This is a genomic window from Faecalispora sporosphaeroides DSM 1294, from assembly GCA_000383295.1.
GTDB lineage: Bacteria > Bacillota > Clostridia > Oscillospirales > Acutalibacteraceae > Faecalispora > Faecalispora sporosphaeroides.
Window position 1 is genome coordinate 100,034 of the sequence record KB911067.1, and the last position, 21,120, is coordinate 121,153.

A 21,120-nucleotide genomic window follows, 5' to 3' on the forward strand; every position below is an offset into this window, starting at 1 on the left:
TGTTATTGATAATGGAAAAAACCGATTCCCTTTTCCAATGCTGCTGCAATTCAATCAAAAATAAAACAGAGCCAGATTCCGGTTCTGACACACAAAACCAGCGCCGACACAGGCTTCGTTCTGTCGGCGCTGGTTTGTTTCATATCAGCATCGGTGTTTTAATAATAAAACAACAATGCGCAATCAATCGTATTAAATTTATAAAAAACAGCAGAGAACATTTTATTTATTATATTATTTTTGCAATTGGTCTTTGTTCAGAATGCAAGACTCCCTTCTATTCTCAAAATTCAATTGACGAAAGTCCAAAAAAGGCCGATCTAAAATTGTCGGATTCGTAGAATCGGACGATCATCTCACACCAATCAGCGCATATGGCACAGAACTTGCTTTAACTCTTTTACAACCGGCTTTCCACAAGAGCCAACTCAAATTATAAGGAGGAACCCAAATGAAACTGTACATCCTGAACACCGGTTATCTGGAGACAGACAAAAACAATGTAGTCGCCTGTTCCACCATCGGAACCTACAGCCAGCCGCAGGTCACCAACAAATGGATTAAACTGCCCGTCATGGCTTTTCTGATCGATACCGGGGACGGATACATCCTCTATGACACCGGCAGCAACCCGGAGGCCATGAACGGCTACTGGCCAAAGAATCTGCAGGAAGTGTACCCCCTCTACCAGAAAGAGGAAGAGCGCCTCGAAAACCAGCTTGCTCTGGTCGGCGTAAAGCCCGAGGATATCAAGACGGTCGTTGTTTCTCACATGCACCTTGACCATGCCGGCAACCTGCATCTGTTCCCCCATGCAGACGTGTATGTGCCGAAGGCAGACTTCCTCAATGCGCAGGCACAGGTACACCTGAATCCCGACCCGACCACGCACGGCGGCTATGTTAAGGGTGATATGGACGTTTCCGTAAAGCAGTATCATCTGATCGACAGCGACTTCGAGCTGGTTCCCGGTGTGGATGTTGTCAACCTGCCCGGCCATACCCCCGGACTGCTTGGCCTTGTGGTACATATGGAGAACAGCACCTTCATTCTGCCGCAGGACGCCGTATACACCTCCGAGATTTACGGGCCGCCCGCCAAAATGTCCGGCCTGCTGTATGACAGCCTGGCGCACTTCCAGTCTGTTCAGAAGGTTCACGATTTAGAAGAAAAGTATAACGGTAAGGTGATCTTTGCCCACGATTATGAGTTCTTCCAGACCTTAAAGACCGCCCCCCATTATTACGACTGATTTACCCGCAGAGCATTTTACAGCTTGAATCCATTTGAATTATTCACATTGGGAATTCATTCGACCCATTCACTCAGAAAGAAGGAATTTTACCATGGCACTTATGACCGGAGAACAATACATCGAAAGCATCCGCAGGCTGAACCTGCAGATTTACATGTTCGGCGAGAAAATTGAGAGCCCGGTAGATCACCCGATTCTGCGCCCGTCGCTGAATTCGGTGCGCATGACCTATGACCTGGCGCAGGACCCGCAGTACGAGGATTTGATGACCGCCACCTCTGCGATCACCGGGAACAAAATCAACCGCTTCTGTCATATCCACCACAGCACGCAGGATCTGGTAAACAAGGTGAAAATGCAGCGTCTGCTCGGCCAGAAAACCGCTTCCTGTTTTCAGCGCTGCGTAGGCCTGGACGCGTTCAACGCGCTCTATTCCACCACCTTCGAGACCGACCGGCAGTACAAAACCAATTATTTTGAGAACTTCAAAAAATTTGCGATCGCCACCGAAGAAAATGACTGGACGGTGGACGGCGCGATGACCGACCCCAAGGGCGACCGTTCGCTGGCCCCCCACGCACAGCCTGACGCCGACATGTACCTGCATGTGGTGGAGCGCCGCCCCGACGGCATTGTGGTGCGCGGCGCAAAGGCGCACCAGACCGGCATCATCAACTCCCACGAGGTGATCGTCATGCCCACCATCGCCATGGGCCCGGACGACAAGGATTATGCCGTTTCGTTTGCCGTACCGACCGACGCTGAGGGCATTTTCATGATCATCGGCCGCCAGAGCTGCGACACCCGCAAACTGGAAGGCAGCGAGATGGACGTGGGCAACAGTGAGTTTGGCGGCGTAGAGGCCCTGGTGGTGTTCGACAACGTGTTTGTTCCGAACGACCGCATCTTCCTCAACGGCGAGGTCGAGTTTGCCGGAATGCTGGTCGAGCGCTTTGCCGGTTACCACAGACAGAGCTACGGCGGCTGTAAGGTGGGCGTGGGCGACGTTCTGATCGGTGCGGCGGCGCTGGCCGCCGAGTACAACGGCGTGGAGCGCGCTTCCGCCGTGAAGGATAAGCTGATTGAGATGGTGCACCTGAACGAAACCCTGTTTGCCTGCGGCATCGCGTGCTCCGCAGAGGGCAAGCCCACCCCGTCCGGCAACTACCTGATCGATCTGCTGCTCGCCAACGTATGCAAGCAGAACGTGACCCGCTTCCCCTATGAAATCGTGCGGCTGGCCGAGGATATCGCCGGCGGCCTGATGGTGACCGCTCCGTCTGAAAAAGACCTGCGCGACCCGGTGGTAGGCCCCTATGTGGACAAATACCTGCGCGGCGTCAACGCCGTTTCCACCGAGAACCGTCTGCGCGTCCTGCGCCTGATCGAAAACATGTCTCTCGGCACGGCGGCCGTCGGCTACCGCACCGAATCCATGCACGGCGCGGGCTCCCCGCAGGCGCAGCGCATCATGATCGCCCGCCAGGGCAATATCGGCGCGAAAAAGAAGCTGGCCAAGGCCATCGCCCATATCGACTAATTCGCCCGTGCTTTCCGGTTTCGTACCCGCCGCCTGTGCTACTCCCGGGCGGCGGGGAATCGGAATTAACCAACCGAGGTGTTTTTTTATGACTCAACTGACTGAAATCGAACGCCTGCTGGAAGAACAGGTTCGTCCGCAGCTTGCCCTGCACCAGGGGAACCTCAGCATCGTCGGCCTGACCGACGACGTGCTGACCATTCGCCTGCTGGGCGCCTGCGCCAACTGCCCGTCCGCTTCCCTGACCACCGAGGAGCTGATCGCCTCCGCCGTGCAAAGCCGTTTCCCGCAGATCCGGCGCGTCGTGCTCGATACCGGCGTCAGCGATTCCCTTTTGCGGCAGGCGCGGGAGTTTCTGACCAGCCGGCATACCGGCACAAAAAAACAACAAGGAGTGACGTAACATGTCCTGGCAGGAACTGTATCAGCAAAAGCGGATGACGGCGGAGCAGGCCGCTTCTCATATCAAATCCGGCGACCGCGTGGTTGTGGCGCACGCCACCGGTGAACCCGGCGCACTGATCGACGCGATGGTAAAAAACGCCAAAGCGTACCGCAATGTGGAGATTGTTCACATGGTGGCGATGGGCAAAGGCGAATACTGCCTGCCCGAATACGCGGAGAACTTCCGCCACAACAGTTTGTTTTTAGGGGCGTCTACCAGAGACGCCATCGCGAAAGGGCGCGGGGATTTCACCCCGGTATATTTCTCGCAGATTCCCGACCTTCTGCGCGAAGAGCTGCATCCCAACGTGGCGCTGCTTCACCTTTCCCCGCCGGATGAGCATGGCTACTGCAGCTACGGCGTTTCGGTAGACTACACCAAGCCCGCGGCGGAAATCGCGGATCTGCGCATCGCCCAGATCAACCCCAATATGCCCCGCACCCTCGGCGACAGCTTCATCCACGTGAGCGAGCTGGACTGCATTGTAGAGGCGGATGAGCCCATCATCGAGCTGGGGCAGGCAAAAATCGGCGAAACCGAGCGCGCCATCGGGGAGCACTGCGCCTCGCTCATTCAAGACGGAGACTGTTTGCAGCTCGGCATCGGCGCGATTCCGGACGCGGTTTTGCTGTTCCTCAAGGAAAAGAAAGACTTGGGCATTCATTCCGAAATGTTTTCGGACGGCGTGGTCGAGCTGGTGGAAGCCGGCGTGATTACCAACCGCCGCAAGACCCTGCACAAGGGCCAGTGCGTCGTCACCTTCCTGATGGGAAGCCGCCGCCTGTACGATTATGTCAACAACAATCCATCCGTCGCGATGTATCCGGTGGATTATGTCAACAACCCCGCGGTCATCGCGAAGAACGACAATCTGGTTTCCATCAATTCCTGCATTCAGGTTGACCTGATGGGCCAGGTCGTTTCCGACAGCATCGGCCCGCGGCAGTTTTCCGGCGTGGGCGGCCAGGTCGATTTCGTGCGCGGCGCAAACCTGAGCCGCGGCGGCAAGAGCATTATGGCCATGCCGTCATCCTTAGTGAAAAAGGACGGCACGCGCGTTTCCAAAATTGCGGTGCAAATCGATGCGGGCGCGGCGGTGACTACCTCCCGCTACGACGTGAACTATATCGTAACGGAATTCGGCGTAGCCAAGCTGAAGGGCAAAACCCTGCGCGACCGCGCGAAAGCGCTTATTGAAATCGCTCACCCGGATTTCCGGGAGGAGCTGATGGAAGAATTCCATCGCCGTTTCGGAGGATAACCTCTTTCAACAATACACTCTCCCACACCAAAGGCACCGGAGAGGCTCCGGCCTCTCCGGTGCGCTTTCTACCAATACGCAGGCCGCCGAAGCAGGCGGCAGGCGCCACTGCCACTCTCTGGAGGAAATTGACACCATGACTCATTTGGAACAATACAATCAGGTATTTATGAAGCTGTTCGGCGTTGCGGAGGAAGACCTCCCCGCACTGATTTATCTGCGCGGCAACTGGGATTCCCTGCAGCATATCGAGATGATCACCATGATGGAGGACACCTTTAATATTTCCATCAACTCCACCGACGTCATCCTGTTTAACAGCTATGAAAAAGGAAAAGAGATTTTGAGGAAATACGGCGTGGAGGTCTGACCATGTTTTTTTCATTGGAACAGCATCCGCCGGAGCATCCCGCGCTGGTGGAACCGAACGGAGCCGCGCTGACCTATTCTCAGCTCGCAGCCGCCGTAAACCGTGTGGCGCAGTGGCCGGTGCGGCGCACTTTGATCTTCTGCCTGACCAGCAGTACCATCGGCTTTACCGCAGGATATGTGGGCTTTTTGTCCACGCAGGCGGTGCCCCTGCTGCTGGACAGCGAGCTGACCCCGGAGCTTCTAAGCCGCCTGATTACACTGTACCGCCCCAGCTTTTTGTGGGTTCCGCAGAAAAAATCCGGCGCGTTTTCCCAATACACGCCAGTACAGACACTGTATGATTACACCCTGCTGCAAACGGACTGTACCGACTGCCCGCAGCTGCACCCTGAGCTCTCGCTGCTGCTGACCACCTCCGGCTCAACGGGCAGCCCCAAGCTGGTGCGCCAGAGCGCGCGCAATCTTCTATCCAACGCCGAGGCAATCGCGCAGTATCTGGAGCTCAACTCCACCTCTGAGCGCCCGATCCTGACCTTGCCGCTGCATTACACCTTTGGCCTTTCAATTCTGCACAGCCACCTGCTGACAGGCGGGACCGTGCTGCTCAGCGAGTACAGTGTGATTCAGCAGGAGTTTTGGGATTATTTTGAGCGCGAAAAAGCCACCAGCATCAGTGGGGTACCCATGACCTACACCCTGCTGGAGCGCGCCGGATTCTTTGAGCGTGAGCTGCCGAGTCTGCGGTATTTCACTCAGGCCGGGGGCAAGCTGCCGCACCGGATGCACCGGCGCTGTGCCGAATTCGCCCGGGAACGCGGGCTGCGTTTTTACGCGATGTACGGCCAAACGGAGGCCACCGCCCGCATGAGCTACCTTCCTTACCAAATGGCGGAGGAAAAATGCGGTTCCATCGGAATCCCCATACCCGGCGGGGCCTTTCGCCTGGTCGGCGAAAGCGGAGAAACAATCGCGGAGCCGTACCGGGAGGGCGAGCTGGTGTACGAGGGGCCGAACGTGGCCCTCGGCTATGCGCAGGGCCCGCTCGATCTGGCGCGGGGCGATGATTTTGACGGCATGCTGTTTACCGGGGACCTCGCCATGCGGGATACGGACGGTTGCTATACCGTTACCGGGCGCAAAAAGCGGATGGTAAAGCTGTTCGGCAGCCGCGTAAGTCTGGACGAATGCGAGCGCCTGCTGCGCGAGCGGTTCGGCGGCGCGGATTTCGCGTGCCTGGGGCGCGACGATCATATCGATCTGTTCGTCGCAGAGTCCCCGCACTGCACCGCGCAGGACGCGCTTTCTGATCTGGCCGGAACGCTTCGTTTCCCCGCGTGGGCCTTTGCCGCACATCCCGTCGCGGAAATCCCCAGAAACGAGGCCGGTAAAATCCAATACCCGCGCCTGGAGGAGCTGCTATGACAAAGGATGTTGCGCAGCTGCTGGAAATACCGCCGTTTTCTCTGCCGCAGGCGGCAAAGGAGGCCCTGTTCTTCCCCGCAGCACTGGAGCTGACCCGTTACCACAGCGTCCACTGCGAGCCGTATGCCAATATTCTGCGCGCGCTGGAATTTGACCCCGAAGCTACCCACAGAACGCGGGAGCTGCCCTTTCTCCCCAGCGGCCTGTTCAAAGCCATGCGGCTGAGCAGTGTTCCCTCCGAGCAGGAATACGCCCGATCCCTTACCTCCTCCGGTACCACAGGAAGCCAGACCGTTCATGTGGAGCTGGACCGGGAGACTGCCGCCGACCAGCAGCGCGCGCTGGCGCACATTGCCGCGGATTTCATTGGCGCAGCGCGCCTGCCGATGCTGATTCTGGATCAGCCGTCCATCCTCGCGCACGGCAGCGGGCTTTCCGCGCGGGCCGCCGGAATCCTGGGCTTTTCTCTTTTTGCCCGGCGGCGCGTATTTGCCCTGCGGGAGGATTTCACGCTCGATCTGCCGGCCATCCGCATGTTTCTGGAGCAGGCAAACGGCGGGCCGTTTCTTCTGTTCGGCTTCACCTTTATGGTGTGGAAATACTTTTGTCAGGCGCTGCGCAAATCCCCGGAACATCTGGATTTCTCTGGCGGAATTCTCATTCACGGGGGCGGCTGGAAGAAGCTGCTCGATCAGGCAGTGCCGCCGGAGGAATTCCGGCGCGCCCTGAACGAATGCTGCGGTCTGCACCGCATTTACAATTACTACGGCATGGCAGAGCAGGCCGGCTCCGTCTTTTTTCAGTGCGGGGCCGGGCGGTTTCACGCCAGCGAGCTTTCCGAGGTATTCGTGCGCAGGGCGGAGGATTTCTCCCTGTGCGAGCCGGGAGAACCGGGCATTCTGCAGGTGCTTTCCCTGCTGCCGCGCTCTTACCCCGGCCACAGCATCTTAACGGAGGACGAGGGCGTTTTTCTGGGGGCGGACGACTGCCCCTGCGGCAGGCTGGGGAAAAGCTTTTGGGTCACCGGCCGTCTGCGGCAGGCGCAGCCAAGGGGGTGCAGCGATGTTTACGCAGGATGAGAAGCTGATGCCGCTCACGGGGGAGCTGTCTTCTCTGGAGCAGGTTATGCCGCCTTTCTCCATTTTTGAGAAACCGGTGCTTCGGTTCCTGAACGCATTGAGCATTCGGCTGCGCCAGAACCCCGAGGCACACTCCTTTCCCGATCTTTCCGCCTTCGCGTTTTGGTGCCGGAGCAATCATCTTCGGCGGCTCGCGAAGGACTGGGATACGGAAAGCCTCCGTTTTGGCCGCGGACTGGCGTTTCATGTGTGCCCCGGCAACGTTCCGCTGAACTTTGCGTACTCGCTGGCGGCGGGCCTGCTGGCGGGGTGCGCCTGCGCGGTGCGCCTTTCCTCGCAGGATTTTCCGCAGGCAAGGCTGCTGTGCCGCGAAATGGACGCGCTGCTGCACTCGGAATTTCGGGAGCTTCTGCCCTACATCACTTGTTTTCAGTGCGAGCACGATCACCCGGTTCTGGCGCGGCTGTCGGAACGCTGCGGCGTGCGCGTTCTGTGGGGCGGCGACGAGGCGATCCGGCAAATCCGGCGGCTGCCGCTTTCTCCGCGCGCGGTGGAGCTTTCCTTTGCAAGCCGCTATTCCGTGTGCGTCATCGACGCAGGGACATTCCTGAGCGCCCCCGACCCGGAGCAGCTTTCGGAACGCTTTTATGCGGACGCCTACTTTGCCGGGCAATGGGCCTGCACCTCTCCCCGCGCTCTGCTCTGGCTGGGGGAATACGCACGGGTCGAAGCAGCCCAGCGCCTTTTGTGGCAAGAGGTGGAACGCCTGTGCCAAAGCCGGGCAGATTTTCTGCCGGTTCACGCGGTCAAAAAACGGGAGCGTTTCTGCCTTATGGCGGCCCAAAACCCGCAAATCCGCCTGTGCGCACAAAGCAACCACGCTGTGCGGGTGCTGACACCTCACCTGACGCCGGAGCTGCTGGAGCTTTGGACCGGCGACGGCTTGTTTCTGGAAACCCATGCGCAGACACTCGACGCGCTGCTTCCTATCTTAGGGGAGCGCTGCCAAACGCTTTGTTATTACAGAATTCAAACGGCAGAGCTGCGGGAATTTCTGCGCCGCGCCCGTCCCGCGGGAATTGACCGTGTGGTACCGCTCGGCGGCAGCACGCAGTTTTCTCTGGTATGGGACGGAATCGATTTGATCCGCGCCATGAGCCGCGCCATCCATTTTTCATAGGATTTACCAACGGAACACCTCCTTCTCTCAAGGGGAGGGTTCTCCCCTCTTTGGCGGAGGAAAATCGGCCGCTTTCAGAAAGCAGCGTTCCTATAGGCATTAACCGGAAAGGAAGCAAGACGATGACATCTTTATCCGTTGGAGATTGTGCAGAGCGCACCAGAAGCTTTTCGCCGCGGGATCTGGAGGACTACATGCGGCTGACGGGCGATCAGAATCCCCTGCACACCCTGGAATCGGGAGAAAGCCGTTTCGGCGCGCCCATTGTTCACGGCATGCTGCTGGCCGGGATGGTCTCCGCATTGATCGGCACACAGCTCCCCGGGCCAGGCTCCGTTTACGTCAGTCAGGAGCTGCGTTTTGTGCGCCCGGTGTTTTGCGGTGACACCATCACCGCCTCCTGCCGGGTGGTTCAGATTTACCCGGAAAACGGGCAGGTGCGCCTGCGGGTACAGATCCGCAGCCAAAAGCAGGAGCTGGTGCTTTCCGGATACGCGGTGGTGCTGCCGCCCTGAACACATGAAAATGGAGGAAACCAAAGCGATCTCCCCAGCCTGTGGCCGGGGAGGTCGCTTTGTTTTCCCTATTTCAAAAAAGGATCAGCCCTTTGCAAAAAAGCGGGCAAACAGTTCGTCCTGTTCGGGCAGATGCGTTACAAAGCCGATCGCAATTTTCCCGTGCGTCAGCGCAATCAGCTCTTTGGCCTTTTCCTCGCCGAACGCGCCGCAGAGCTCCACGGCCCCAAAGCCCTCCTGCTCCAGCTTCGTCAGCTTTCGGCATGCCTGCTCGTAGCTCTTCACCGTAAAAATACCGGTAATCTGCTTTTCCGTTTCAAAGCGGGCCTGGTGCTGTTCCGGCGCATAATGTTCCCCCATCAAAACAAATGCAAACTTCTTTTTCATGGCAATTGCTCCTATCTGAAATTTATTTTTCTCTCGATTCAGGCTACCGCCCAACGGCAAGCGACGGCTATTCGTTCCAGTAGCGCGCCCTCTGCTCCGGGGTCAGCGACTGGGCAAAGGTGCTTTTCAGCAGCAAAAAATGCTCCAGCTCGTTAAAAATGTGCAGCAGGGCGGCGCGGTCTTCAAATTCCTCGCGGGTGCGGGGCAGCTCGCTGGCGCGGAATTCCGCACGGATTCTGTTCGCGTCGTCGAGCAGCGCCGCCGCATTGTTCGATTCCCCAAAGGTGGAAGAAATCCTGTGCAGGAACACGGCGATCGGCTCCGCCTGAGACGGCGCTCCGCCAAGCCGGAGAAGGCCGATCTGAATGCGCTGAAGAACCAGAAACTGGTTCATGCGCATGTCGATGTATTCCCGGTAATAATTCAGGTCCAGCGTCAGCGCGTTGTCGGCAGCCCGGTTTGCCTGCGCACGCGCCTGCTCCAGCAGACGCTCCAGCTCCAAAAATTGGGGAAGATGAGTAACCGTGTGGCCCTGAATCGAATCCGCGATCTGATCCAGCGCCCGGCAGATGGCAGAATCGATCTCCCCCTGCGCTTTGCGGATGGCGTGGAGCCCGACCGGCAAAAACAGATTGAGCAAAATGCCGATGCCCGCGCCGATTACAAGGAGCAGAAGCTCGTTGACGATCAGCCCCGGCGCCGTGGAGCGCTCTACCCAATAATGGGTGACCAGCACCGAGCACATGGCGATATCCGCAGCGGCGGAAACGGTATGGCACAGCGTGACGAACACCAGCAGATAGACCCCGAGGGCCGCAACCGTATAGCCCAGCAACTGAAAGCTGAAAAACGCGATGGCCGTCGCCGCCAGAAAAATCGGGATGCGCCGCCCCGCGGTGATCAGCGTTTCCCGCTTCGTTTCCTGCAGGCTGAGCAGCGTGATGATGCCTGCCGCCGTGGGGTATTGCAGCCCCAGCGCAAGGGCCAGAGCAATGGCGGCGCAGGCCCCGGCCGCCGCCTTTACCGCCTTGATTCCCGCGGATTTGAGCAAAGTCTTCAAGCGCATCCCCCTCCATATGCCGGAGGCGGCCTGCCGTGCTCTGTGCCGCGCTCCCAATCTTTGACTTTATTATATTGGGTTCTCCACACAATTTCAACTCCGGGCAGTAGCAACAGGAAATTTCCCGCATATGATAGACAAAACACAGCCGAAAACCGGACAAGCATGGGGTGACGACTCCCCATAAAGCTCGCCCGGCCACATAATGGATTGCAAAAGCAGAACCGCCCATATGAAAAACCTCTGTTACCAAGACAGCGGGCCGTACCTTGCCGCTGACCAGGTGATCTGCTACTGACCATACAGAGAAAGAAGGGATGTTGTGCTTTTGGGGCAAGAGGTTTCGTTGGAGCAAATGCTGGACTGCCGGGAACAGCGCGCCGCCGTTCAGGCCCGGTACCGGTTAACACACGGTGGAGGAAATGCAGCGGAAAATCGATCGGATGCTCGCGCCGTATATTGCGCGCTGACCCGTTCCACAGAAGCTCCCAAAGAAGACCGGATACCGCCCGCCGCTTTGGGAAAGCTTCCCTTTGGCGATTTCTAATCTGCCAATAACCTTCTCTGAACAAAATCAGCGTATTCTTAACGTAAGAGGCGATGAGAATGGCGAAGGCCCGGAGCATACGGCTGAACAAAGAAAACAGGCACACAAACCGGCCTGTTCCAAACACGCGGCAAGGCATAGAGGCGCCAGGCCCTTTCCCGAATCTGCGGGAGGGGCAATTTTCGCCCTGCAAACGTGCGGATCTTCCAAACTCTGTCGATTTCTCCGCTCCCGCGGCCAACTGCGCGCCAAAGCGGCACCACACAGCCTGATGTGGTGCCGCTTTGTTTTTGATATCGTCCATGGACTTGAAAGCCATCCGGTTTTCAATCTGCAAGCCCCGCGGCGCCCATTGACGATGAACGGCGGCAAACCGCCGGCCATACCAGCGCCGCACAGTTCCCTGTGCGCTTGGAAGCGGCGTCGTTTTATAGTTTTTCAAGGAAGAAACCCAAACGCCTTTCTCCAGAATCCCCATCCGCTTTGCAACACAAAATGATCATTTGGGAGGTAAGTTAATGCAGCAGAAAAATGGAGTCAGAAAAAATTATATTCTCGACACAAACGTATTACTGCACGACCCGGGATGCATCTGCAATTTTAAGGGGAACAACGTGATTCTGCCCATGGTGGTTCTGGAAGAGCTGGATTCCCTGAAATCCCGCGAGGGCCTGTGCGGCTGCCAGGCGCGGCAGGCGGTGCGGGAGCTTTCCAAAATTGTGGAGGGAAGATCGCAGCAGAGCATTCAGGCGGGAATCCCCTATGAAAAAAATATTCTGTTTCGGGTGGAACCGAACGGTTATCATAATATGCCGGAATACGCCGACGAGCTGGATTTGAAGAAAAACGACAACCGCATCCTTCTCACCACGCTCAGCATTCAGAAAAAGGAACCGGAAACAACCACCGTCCTCGTGTCCAAAGACATCTGCATGCGCCTGAAAGCGGAGGTGCTCGGCCTGAAATCGGAGGACTACGAAACCGACCGCGTGATTCTCGACGACCTGTACCAGGGCTATACGACCACGGTTTTGTCCTCCAAAGAGATCGACAAGCTGTACGAATCCGGATTAAAGTGCCCCAAAAAGCTTTCGCTCTGCCCAAACCAGTTTGTGCTGATCCACGCAAGGGATAACCCGGATCACACGGCGGTCGCCCGTTTTGACGGGGAGAAGCTCGTACCCATGCGGTACGAAAACCGGATGGCCTGGGGGCTGACTCCCCTCAATTTGGAGCAGAAAATGGCCTTTGAGCTCATGATGGACGATAGCGTAAAGTTCGTCTCGGTAACGGGCGGCGCGGGCTCGGGAAAAACCATTCTGGCAACGGCCGTCGCGCTGGAAAATGTGGTGGAGCAGCGCGCTTACCGAAAAATCGTGTTTGTGCGCCCGGTTGTTCCGGCGGGGGACGACATCGGCTTTCTCCCCGGGGATGAAGAGGAAAAGCTCCGCCCGTGGATGGGGAGCTTCTATGACGCCATTGAAAGCCTGATGTACCGCGAACGAAGCCGCAAGCCCAGAAAGAACTGTACGGAGGACAACATAACGGTGGATTCTTTGATCGAGCATTTTAAAAATACCGGCGTCATCGATATGAAGACCTTCACTTACATGCGGGGAAGAACTCTGTCCGACGCAATCGTGATTGTGGACGAGGCGCAGGAAACCACCCCGCACATCGCAAAGCTGATGCTGACCCGAGCAGGACAGAATTCCAAATTTATTTTTATCGGCGACCCCACCGACAACCAGATCGACAATTCTCTGGTGGATTCTCGTTCCAACGGCCTGGTTTATCTGGTGGAGCGGCTGAAGGACTCGAACCTGACCGGCCACGTCACGCTGAGTGAGGTAGAACGGAGCCCGCTTGCAAAGCTGGCCGAGCGAACGCTTTGAGAATCCCCGCCGCGCCGATTCGCTCTTTGGATGAAACGCGGGCCCGGCGTAGGTAGCCCGCAAAGCGACCTCCTGCATCCATATGAAAAAACCTGATCACAGCTTTTCCGGGCTGCGATCAGGTTTTTCGTATTCTCAAAGCTTTTTGACGCCGGTTGATCCCCACCGGCGGCCTGCCGCTGAAAACGAGGCGGGCCGCCGGCATGCGGCGCATGGCTTTTACTATTCCCGTGCGGGCTCCGCCAAGGCTGCGGCTTCGTCCTCGCCGAGGATTCTCCCGGGGTGAACCAGCAGGACGATTTTATCCTGTTGGCCCTCCACCGCCTCCAGCCGGGCAATCCCAGTCAAATAGGTCTCTAGGGTTTCCTTCGTCATTTTGGGCGGCGGGGAAATCCGCTCCGGCAATATGTCGGTGACCTCATCCACCTCGTCCGCAATCAGGCCGAAATCGCGGCCGGACACGCGGGTGATGATGATACAGGTTCGGTCCGTATACTCCGCCTCCCGTTTCCCGAACCGAATGCGCACATCGACGACGGGAATGATCTGCCCGCGCAGGCTGATGACCCCTTTGGCGTAGTCCGGCTGGTCCGGCAGCTCGGTAATCTCCTGTATTCCCACGATCTGAACCACCTGCGCAATGGGCATGCCGAACAGCTGATGCTCGATCTGGAAGGTCAGGTACCGTTTTTTGATCTCCTCCCCCTGCTGATGCCGCGAATCCAATCGTTCCTGCAGCTTCATATCGACAGCTCCTTTTCGCGCGGGAGCGCCCATTCGCTGCCGCCGGCCAGCTTGAATCTGGAAACCTCGCTCTGAAGCGCCTGCGCCTGGGCGGCCAGCTCTTCGCTGGAAGCGGAGCTCTCTTCGGCGGTGGCGGCGTTCGTCTGTATGACGGCGGACACCTGCGAAATGCCCTGATTGATCTGCTCGATGGCCGCCGCCTGCTCTGAGGAGGCGGACTCGATCTCGCGCACCGCATGATCCACCATCTGCGCTTTTTCCGAAACGGTTTCCAACAACTTCAGCGTTTCATCGGCAAGCCGTTCGCCCTCAGATACCGTCAATACGGATTTTTGGATCAGCTCGGAGGTCTGCTTGGCAGCCTCCGCGGATTTGGCGGCCAAATTGCGCACTTCGTCGGCGACGACCGCAAAGCCCTTTCCGGCGCTTCCGGCCCGGGCCGCCTCCACCGCGGCGTTGAGCGCAAGGATGTTGGTCTGGAACGCAATGTCCTCCACCAGCTTGCTGATTCTGGAGATTTCCTGCGAGGAGGTTCCGATTTCACGCATGGCGGTATTCAGATTCTGCATATGCTGATTGCTCTGCGCAACGCCCCGGCCGGCCTGTTCCACATAGTCCATCGCCTTCTTCACGCTGACGGCATTCTGTTCCGCCTGCTGCGCAACGCTCACCGCGGAGGCGTTGAGCTCCTCCACCGTGGCCGCCTGCTCTGTGGCGCCGGAGGACAGCGCCTGCGCGCCTGCGGATACCTGCTCCGACCCCGTGTTGACCTGCTCCGCCGCCACGCTGATCGTTTTCAGGGTGGCGCTGAGGTCGTCCTCAATTTTCTGCAGAGAAAGCCCCATCGCGTCTACGTCCGAGCGCAGGGGAACCTGCTGGGTAAAATCGCCGTTGCTGATCCGCTCCGCAACCTGCACCTGCCTGCGAAGCCCCTCCAGCATCCTGGTAAATTCCGCCGCCAGAGCGCCGATTTCATCCTTGGAATCCACATCGCTCAGGTCAACATCCACCCGGCCGAGCGCGATCTGTCCGGCGGCTTCCGTCACGCGCCCGATGGGCTTGCTGATGATGTCGGAGATCCGGTTTCCAAAGAAAATAGCGCCTCCCGCACTGATCAGAACAGCGGCAATCAGCGCCCCGATCAGCAGGTTTGCTGTGGTGCCGTTGGAATCACTGGTCTCCTTGGCCGCCTCCATGCGGTTGGTCAGCAGTGTCTCCAAATTATTGTATATGGTGGTCATTTCATCAGAGATGTTGAGGATCGCGTTCATTGCGCCGTCCCTATCCCCCGCTTTTGACTTTTTAAAGGATTCTTCCAGAGCAGGAATATATGTATTTTCAATCAACCTGGAGGTTTCTTCGTACAGCGCAATCGAATCGGGGCGGTACATCGTCTTGCGGTACGTCTGTATCGCAGTATCGTAGTCCTTTTTTTCCTGCAGATATTTCTGATAATACTCGTCTACCTTCTGCGCGTCGCCCGCATAGATCATTCCGCCGCGAACTTCTGTTCGGATCAGCAAAAGGTTGCTGGAAGCCTCGTAAATATTTTGAATGGGGGCTGTCTGCTCTTCATACAGATAGATATCTCTGTTATGCATTTGAACCAGACCGAAAGCGCCCACACCGCCTACAATGATCATGCCAAGCACCAAGCTGAGAAACCCCGTAAGCAGCTTGCGTGAAATGCTAAAATCCTTGAATTTCCTCATAACCCTGAACCCTCCTGTATTGTGTTTTCTCCGGACCGCCACGGCGCTTTCCCGCCCTTGAGACGTGCTCCCATTCGGGATGCCTTCGGAAAGAAAAACCGCATTTGCCTCCTGTTCCAGCAAAGCTTGCCTTTTTACACGCAGGCAGCATCTTCTTTTCTTGCTGTTTTGCGTTATGTATTCCAAGAAATCTCTCCCGAAATGTCCCGGAATAAATTTTTGAATCTTTGCTCTTTGCAGAGGATATAATAGAATCAATCGGCCTCTTGCAGTGTCGCAGTTTATCCTAAACGAAGACCGGCAGGGGTTTTTTTCAGGGCTTATCCGGAAACGCGGGAGGCTATGACGGCAGAATCGACGGCGAATGATGCCGGCTTCATATACATCACATGCATCTCATTAAACTTTTCGATGGCGACCTTTTTCTGCTCCATCAAAGAGTGTGCATATACGTTTAATGTAATATTCACGCTGGAATGTCCCAGTATTTCGCTGAGGGTTTTGATGTCGACGCCCAGCTCCAGAGCCCTGGTTGCAAAGGTATGGCGGATCGTGTGGAATTTTCGGTCTTTGACCCCCGCCGCGGCCAAAACCTTTTTGTACAGCCTTTGGTAGATTCGGGGGTCGAAGGGAGCCGCCTTCCCCGAGAGCATATAGCAGCCTTCCTCCGGGGCGGGGGGACTGTTTTTTTCGATCAGCCGCAGTAAAAAATCCGGCAGCGGAATTTTTCTCAGCGAGGTCTCACTTTTTGGGGTTCCGACAGAAAGAACCGTCTTTTCTCCGTTTGGCTCGCGATTGCGGATGCGCGACACCGTACGTGTAATGGACACGGCGCCGGCGTCAAAATCAAAATCCTCCCATTGTAAGGCGCAAAGCTCGCCGAGACGGATACCGGAGTAAAAGCAGAGCAGAATCCCCAAAAGCCTTTTGTCTTCCGATTGCTGCACGGCATACTCCAGTACCCGCTGCTCCTTCATGGAGAACACCGGCACTTCTTTGCCGCTCCTGACCTTCGGGAGGGTTATAAGCTCTGTGACGGAGGGGTGGTTCGGAGTGTTCCTGTATATTTCCCGGAGCGCCGTTTTGAGGATGGAAAGAATTTTTCTTCGGTACGATACGGAAATCACGGTATTCTGATTGATTTTTTCCACAAGCTGCTTGATGGACTCCTGCGAAAGCCGCGCGTTGCCGGGGAGCCTGAAATAGGGGATGACATATCTGCTGATGCAGTGATAATAATTTTCGTAAGTTGAGGGCTTTAAACGGGTGGTGATCTCTCCGGATAGCCATGCCTCAAACAAGTCCGCGGCGCTTTCTTCCCCGCCTGTTCTCTTTGGATGGACGAGCTTGTTCAGCTCCCGCGTGTCTTTCATCTTACAGCGGACTTCCCGGTAGGTTTTCGCATACAGGTACCGATATGTTCCGTCCGGCTTCAGTACCCTCCCCTCCCATCGTCCATCCTTGCGTTTATAAATATTTTCTCCTTTGCGCGGCATATTCAAATGTCTCCTTTCGTTATGACGGTTGTTGCTGACGGCGATACTTTTCAGAACAGGCGAAAAAGAACTGTATTTTCATTCAAAATCATCTGTCCTTTTTGTCAAAAGACTGTACTGCCTGTCAGATTGACAAGCAAAATAAGATACTATATAATAAAAATTGTCGTAGTTTGTCAAATCGATGCGGTCTTCGTTTAGGATAAACTGCGACAGCTTCGACTATTTTCGCCGGCAGCAATTGGATAGAAATTGAAATAACAGATTGCTGCAACGCTTTATTGAATTAGCTGCGATTGCTTTTGAAGCAGGTGCAGCAGATCGTTCGGATCATTCATTTAATACCATATCATAATGTCTCAGAAGATTGCTGCAAATAGCCCAAAAAAGCGTTCCGATTGTCATTTTCGGAACGCTTTTTTCTTTTGCGCGTACAGATAAATCAAAAGGAATTCGCACCGCGGCCAGGCGGCACCCGCAATGCCCGGCCCCTGCGGAAAGGAGCCAAAGGCAGTGCTTCATCCCATAAATCGCCGCGTTTGCCGTTGAAACCGCGCGTGATCAGTTACAACAGCCAAAAGCCCCAAAAGAGCGCAAGCTTGCACTCTTTTGGGGCTTTCCTCTGAAAACAGGGAACGGGGATTCTTTCAAAATCCGTTTTGCTTTTTATTGCACAACTTGTTTTTTAAAACCGCAGCGGAGCAGGCTTCCTGTGAATCTTTCTGCTCGGCCTTTCCGAGTTACAGTCGGTTGCGAATCTGATTCGCATATCCGTTCAGCAGCTTTGCGTATTCCACAATCTGCTGCTCATTGAAGCGCAGGGAAGGGCCCGAAAGACTGATTCCGCCAATCACCTGGTTGCGCCCGTTGCAGATTGGAACCCCCACACATTTGATGCCGTATTCATGCTCCATATTATCCACCGAATACCCCACCGCGCGAATGTGATCGATCTCCTCGCGGAAACGCTGTGCGTCCGTGATGGTATACGGCGTAAACCCCTCCAGACCCGCCGCGATCACCTGCTCGACCATAGAGGGCTCCATGCGGGAAAGAATCGCCTTTCCAAGGCTGGTGCAGTACATCGGCGCCACAACGCCCTTGATCGACCGCACTGACATCGCGCCCTTTGGAAAGGCCGCCTCCAGATAAATGATGTTCGTCCCGTAAGGGGTGGCCCAAAAAACCGTCTCGCCGGTTCGGTCGGTCAGCTCTTCCAAAAACGGGCGGATCACGCGCCCAAACATATCGTTCTGGCTCAGCGCGTTGCTCCATTCCAAAATCTTCAGACCCAAACGGTACTGGCTTGTTTTCGGATCCTTTTCCACCACTCCGCAGCATTCAAACGTACTCATAATATTATAAACACTGCTCTTGAGCATTCCGCTCAGCTCGGCCAGCTCACTGATCCCCCGTTCCGGATGGGCGGAATTAAAATAATCCAACAGCTTTACCGCCTTATACAGAGAACGAACCTTTACTCCTTCAGGGTAATTTTCTTCGTTAGGCATTTTGTAATTCCTCCAAAATCCGCAGTATTCCAAAATGAAGAGAACGTTGTTCCACATAACAGAATTATATTCATTTATTATAAATCATCTTTCAAAAAAGTCAATTCTTCCTCACAGAATATAATTCAGTTTTATGGAACAGCAAAGCTTTTCGCCATCATATTGGGTATTTTATATATTTTTATAAAAAATTTTAAAAACAACTTGACACATATATGAAATTCAAGTAAAATCAAAATAAAAGAACATCGTTCATTAATAATGAACTTGCAGTATTTTCACATTTGGAAAAGCAGAATTTAACCTAACAGCTTGGAGGGACTACCGTATATGAGTACGAACTTTGCACACGGGGCGTGGCCGACGATGATTACCCCGTTTAACCGCGATAACGAAATTGATTACATCGCGCTTGGCGCGCTGATCGAATGGTATATTCAAAACGGGGCGGACGGATTATTCGCAACCTGCCAGTCCAGCGAAATCTTTTATTTGTCTTTGGAAGAGCGGGTAAAGCTTACTCGATTTGTCCGGGAAAAAGCCGCCGGCAGAATCCCGGTGATCGCCTCGGGCCATGTTTCCTACGATTTACGGGATCAGGCCGAGGAGCTCAACCGCATTGCCGAAACAAACGTGGACGCCGTCATCCTCATCAGCAACCGGCTTGCGGCGGAAAACGAAAGTGACGACGTCTTTATTGAACGCCTCGAACGCCTGCTGGAGCAACTGCCAAAAGACGTGAAGCTGGGCTTTTACGAGTGCCCGGTTCCTTATAAGAGGGTGCTGACGCCCCCCATTTTAAAATACTGCGTTTCCACCGGCCGTTTCGCCTTTTTAAAGGACACCTGCTGCGATATGGAACAGATTGGGGAAAAGCTTGAAATTTTAAAGGGCAGCGGAATTCACCTGTTCAACGCCAACACGGCCACCCTGGTGGAAAGCATGAAGCGCGGCGGCTCGGGCTACAGCGGCGTGATGGCGAATTTTCAGATGAAGCTGTATTCCTGGCTGGTAAAGCACTGGCAGGACGACCCCGAAACGACCGATTTTATACAAAATATTTTAACGGCATGTTCTTACATAGAGCTGAAAAATTACCCCGCAAATGCAAAGTGTTATTTGAATATGGTCGGCGTGCCGATGAAAGAAGCCGCGCGAAAAGGCAGGCAGAGCATCCAAACCGCAACGGAACTGCTTGAGCTTTCTCAACTGGCCCAGCTGACGAAAAGGCTGGAGGTACAACTCGGAATTTCGTAAATTTGCAGTTGCCGTACCAAAAGCAGGCCCGGGAACGCAACTGTAAAAAATATTTGGGAGGAAAAGAAATGAAAAAAATTATTGCCGTTTTGGCAAGCATTGCAATGGTTTCTTCTCTGTTTTCCGGATGCGCGGGAGGCAGCCAACCGGCCAGCACCGCTTCCGGGGCTGCTTCAGGAGCCGCTTCCAGCAGCGCGTCCGCCCCGGTAAGCATCAATTACTATGGCGGCTGGACGGGCGGGGATCTGGACAAAATGAGCGCTTTGGTCCAAAAGTTTAACGAGAGCCAGAGCGAGGTGCAGGTTACCTTTACCTCTTTGCAGTGGTCGCAGATGTTTACCAAGTTTCTTGCGGACTACCAGGCCGGCTCCACTCCGGATGTTGTCGCCATGCACACATTTGAGCTCGGGCAGTTTGTCGACATGGGCGTTCTGAACGCCGACGCCATCAAGGGCCTGAACCTGAACGCCGCCGATTACATTAAAACCGCCTGGGACGGCACCATTCTGAACGATGTGCAGTACGGCATACCGCTGGACGTGAACATGCACGCTTTGTATTACAATAAGGATCTGTTCAAAGCGGCGGGCATTGCCAGCGCACCCACCAACAAGGAAGAGCTGATTGCGGCCGCGCAGAAGCTCACTGTGGACGCCAACGGAAAAAATGCTACGGAGAGCGGCTTTGACGCCGCGAACATCAAGCAGTACGGCTTCGGCTTTTTGCAGAATCACCACGCGTTCTACCAGACTTTTGCACTGATGAACCAGCAGGGCTACAACCCCTTTACGGACAATATGACCACCCTTTCTCTCGACAGCGGGAAAACCTCCGCCGCCCTCCAGTTCCTGGAGGATCTTGTCTACAAATACAAGGTGACACCCGCCGGCGAAAAATCACCCATTGATGACTTCAAGGCCGGCTCCGTCGCGATGGTAATCGACGGCAACTGGCAGCTCTCCGGCGTGAACAGCGCCGCCAAATTCGATTGGGACACCGCCGCTTACCCGCAGATTTTCAGCCAAAAGGCAGTGTGGGGCGCGGCCGAACTGCTGGCGATCCCGAATAACAAGGACGCCGACAAGGTCAAGGCCGCTCAGACCTTCATCAAATGGCTCTCCGACAACTCCGCCGAATGGGCACTTTCCGGCCAGATTCCCGCCAATGTGAAGGCACAGCAGGCCGCGACAAAAATCAAGGGCATTGACGCCTATAACAGCGAGCTGGATTATGTCAAGTTCCTGCCCGCACACAAAAAATCCGTCAAAATATTCTCCAGCGCGGCTCCGAGCCCGATTCTCACCGCCGCACAAAACGCGATGCTGAACGGCAAGGACCCGGCAGAAATTACAAAGCAGCTTGAGAGCGACATCAATAAAGTTCTGGCAGGCTAACCTGATTTCTTTCGGCGGGCAACCTCCCACAAGGCTGCCCGCCCTTTT

Annotated in this window: 19 protein-coding genes; 13 read left to right on the forward strand and 6 right to left on the reverse strand. The window is 55.6% G+C overall.

All coding sequences use genetic code 11. The annotated features are described in order from the left end of the window. The first annotated feature begins 451 nt into the window (after window positions 1–451). From G340_RS0104075 to G340_RS0104115, 9 genes are all read left to right on the forward strand, one after another. Window positions 452–1,252 carry an N-acyl homoserine lactonase family protein gene (locus tag G340_RS0104075; protein WP_020072384.1) on the forward strand — a complete coding sequence of 267 codons (801 nt, stop codon included), beginning with the start codon at window positions 452–454 and terminating at the stop codon, window positions 1,250–1,252. Between the two features lie 94 nt (window positions 1,253–1,346). Next, on the forward strand, window positions 1,347–2,795 hold the full coding sequence (locus G340_RS0104080) for a 4-hydroxyphenylacetate 3-hydroxylase family protein (RefSeq protein ID WP_020072385.1): 1,449 nt from the start codon (window positions 1,347–1,349) through the stop codon (window positions 2,793–2,795). 88 nt (window positions 2,796–2,883) lie between these two features. Next, window positions 2,884–3,198 (forward strand): NifU family protein, encoded by a 315-nt coding sequence (locus G340_RS0104085; RefSeq protein WP_020072386.1) that lies wholly within the window; start codon window positions 2,884–2,886, stop codon window positions 3,196–3,198. 1 nt (window position 3,199) lies between these two features. Beyond that, window positions 3,200–4,501, forward strand: a complete 1,302-nt coding sequence (locus G340_RS0104090; RefSeq protein ID WP_020072387.1) for an acetyl-CoA hydrolase/transferase family protein — start codon at window positions 3,200–3,202, stop codon at window positions 4,499–4,501. 136 nt (window positions 4,502–4,637) lie between these two features. Beyond that, window positions 4,638–4,871, forward strand: coding sequence for a hypothetical protein (locus tag G340_RS0104095; RefSeq protein ID WP_020072388.1), 234 nt, complete (start codon window positions 4,638–4,640; stop codon window positions 4,869–4,871). A gap of 2 nt (window positions 4,872–4,873) precedes the next feature. Further along, entirely contained in the window at window positions 4,874–6,295 is a 1,422-nt protein-coding gene (locus G340_RS0104100) for an AMP-binding protein (protein ID WP_020072389.1), read from the forward strand. Further along, window positions 6,292–7,374, forward strand: coding sequence for a LuxE/PaaK family acyltransferase (locus G340_RS0104105; RefSeq protein ID WP_020072390.1), 1,083 nt, complete (start codon window positions 6,292–6,294; stop codon window positions 7,372–7,374). The genes G340_RS0104100 and G340_RS0104105 overlap by 4 nt, the downstream gene beginning before the upstream one ends. Then, window positions 7,358–8,554, forward strand: coding sequence for an acyl-CoA reductase (locus G340_RS0104110; RefSeq protein ID WP_020072391.1), 1,197 nt, complete (start codon window positions 7,358–7,360; stop codon window positions 8,552–8,554). The genes G340_RS0104105 and G340_RS0104110 overlap by 17 nt, the downstream gene beginning before the upstream one ends. Before the next feature lie 122 nt (window positions 8,555–8,676). Next, window positions 8,677–9,069 (forward strand): MaoC family dehydratase, encoded by a 393-nt coding sequence (locus G340_RS0104115; protein WP_020072392.1) that lies wholly within the window; start codon window positions 8,677–8,679, stop codon window positions 9,067–9,069. Between the two features lie 84 nt (window positions 9,070–9,153). Here the strand turns inward: G340_RS0104115 and G340_RS0104120 are convergent, their stop codons facing one another. Together G340_RS0104120 and G340_RS0104125 are read right to left on the reverse strand one after the other, a co-directional pair. Next, window positions 9,154–9,456, reverse strand: a complete 303-nt coding sequence (locus G340_RS0104120) for a DUF6506 family protein (protein WP_020072393.1) — start codon at window positions 9,454–9,456, stop codon at window positions 9,154–9,156. 67 nt (window positions 9,457–9,523) lie between these two features. Next, the gene (locus G340_RS0104125; RefSeq protein ID WP_033402159.1) at window positions 9,524–10,522 is read right to left on the reverse strand and encodes an aromatic acid exporter family protein; all 999 of its coding nucleotides are present in this window, start codon (window positions 10,520–10,522) and stop codon (window positions 9,524–9,526) included. Window positions 10,523–10,838: 316 nt separating this feature from the next. On the opposite strand from G340_RS0104125, the gene G340_RS18190 reads away from it, so the two are divergent. Next, the gene (locus tag G340_RS18190; protein WP_020072395.1) at window positions 10,839–11,063 is read left to right on the forward strand and encodes a hypothetical protein; all 225 of its coding nucleotides are present in this window, start codon (window positions 10,839–10,841) and stop codon (window positions 11,061–11,063) included. 518 nt (window positions 11,064–11,581) lie between these two features. Further along, window positions 11,582–12,958, forward strand: coding sequence for a PhoH family protein (locus G340_RS0104135; RefSeq protein WP_020072396.1), 1,377 nt, complete (start codon window positions 11,582–11,584; stop codon window positions 12,956–12,958). A 222-nt stretch (window positions 12,959–13,180) separates the two neighbouring features. On the opposite strand, the gene G340_RS0104140 is transcribed toward G340_RS0104135, so the two are convergent. From G340_RS0104140 to G340_RS0104160, 4 genes are all read right to left on the reverse strand, one after another. After that, window positions 13,181–13,702, reverse strand: coding sequence for a chemotaxis protein CheW (locus G340_RS0104140; protein ID WP_020072397.1), 522 nt, complete (start codon window positions 13,700–13,702; stop codon window positions 13,181–13,183). Beyond that, entirely contained in the window at window positions 13,699–15,414 is a 1,716-nt protein-coding gene (locus G340_RS0104145) for a methyl-accepting chemotaxis protein (protein WP_020072398.1), read from the reverse strand. The genes G340_RS0104140 and G340_RS0104145 overlap by 4 nt, the downstream gene beginning before the upstream one ends. 320 nt (window positions 15,415–15,734) lie before the next feature. After that, window positions 15,735–16,910 (reverse strand): tyrosine-type recombinase/integrase, encoded by a 1,176-nt coding sequence (locus tag G340_RS0104150; protein WP_020072399.1) that lies wholly within the window; start codon window positions 16,908–16,910, stop codon window positions 15,735–15,737. Between the two features lie 740 nt (window positions 16,911–17,650). Further along, window positions 17,651–18,421 (reverse strand): IclR family transcriptional regulator, encoded by a 771-nt coding sequence (locus G340_RS0104160; RefSeq protein ID WP_020072401.1) that lies wholly within the window; start codon window positions 18,419–18,421, stop codon window positions 17,651–17,653. A 330-nt stretch (window positions 18,422–18,751) separates the two neighbouring features. Here G340_RS0104160 and G340_RS0104165 point away from each other — a divergent pair, with 330 nt between their 5' ends. Then, window positions 18,752–19,678 carry a dihydrodipicolinate synthase family protein gene (locus tag G340_RS0104165; RefSeq protein WP_020072402.1) on the forward strand — a complete coding sequence of 309 codons (927 nt, stop codon included), beginning with the start codon at window positions 18,752–18,754 and terminating at the stop codon, window positions 19,676–19,678. A 68-nt stretch (window positions 19,679–19,746) separates the two neighbouring features. Further along, window positions 19,747–21,072 (forward strand): ABC transporter substrate-binding protein, encoded by a 1,326-nt coding sequence (locus G340_RS0104170; RefSeq protein ID WP_020072403.1) that lies wholly within the window; start codon window positions 19,747–19,749, stop codon window positions 21,070–21,072. Window positions 21,073–21,120 lie beyond the last annotated feature (48 nt).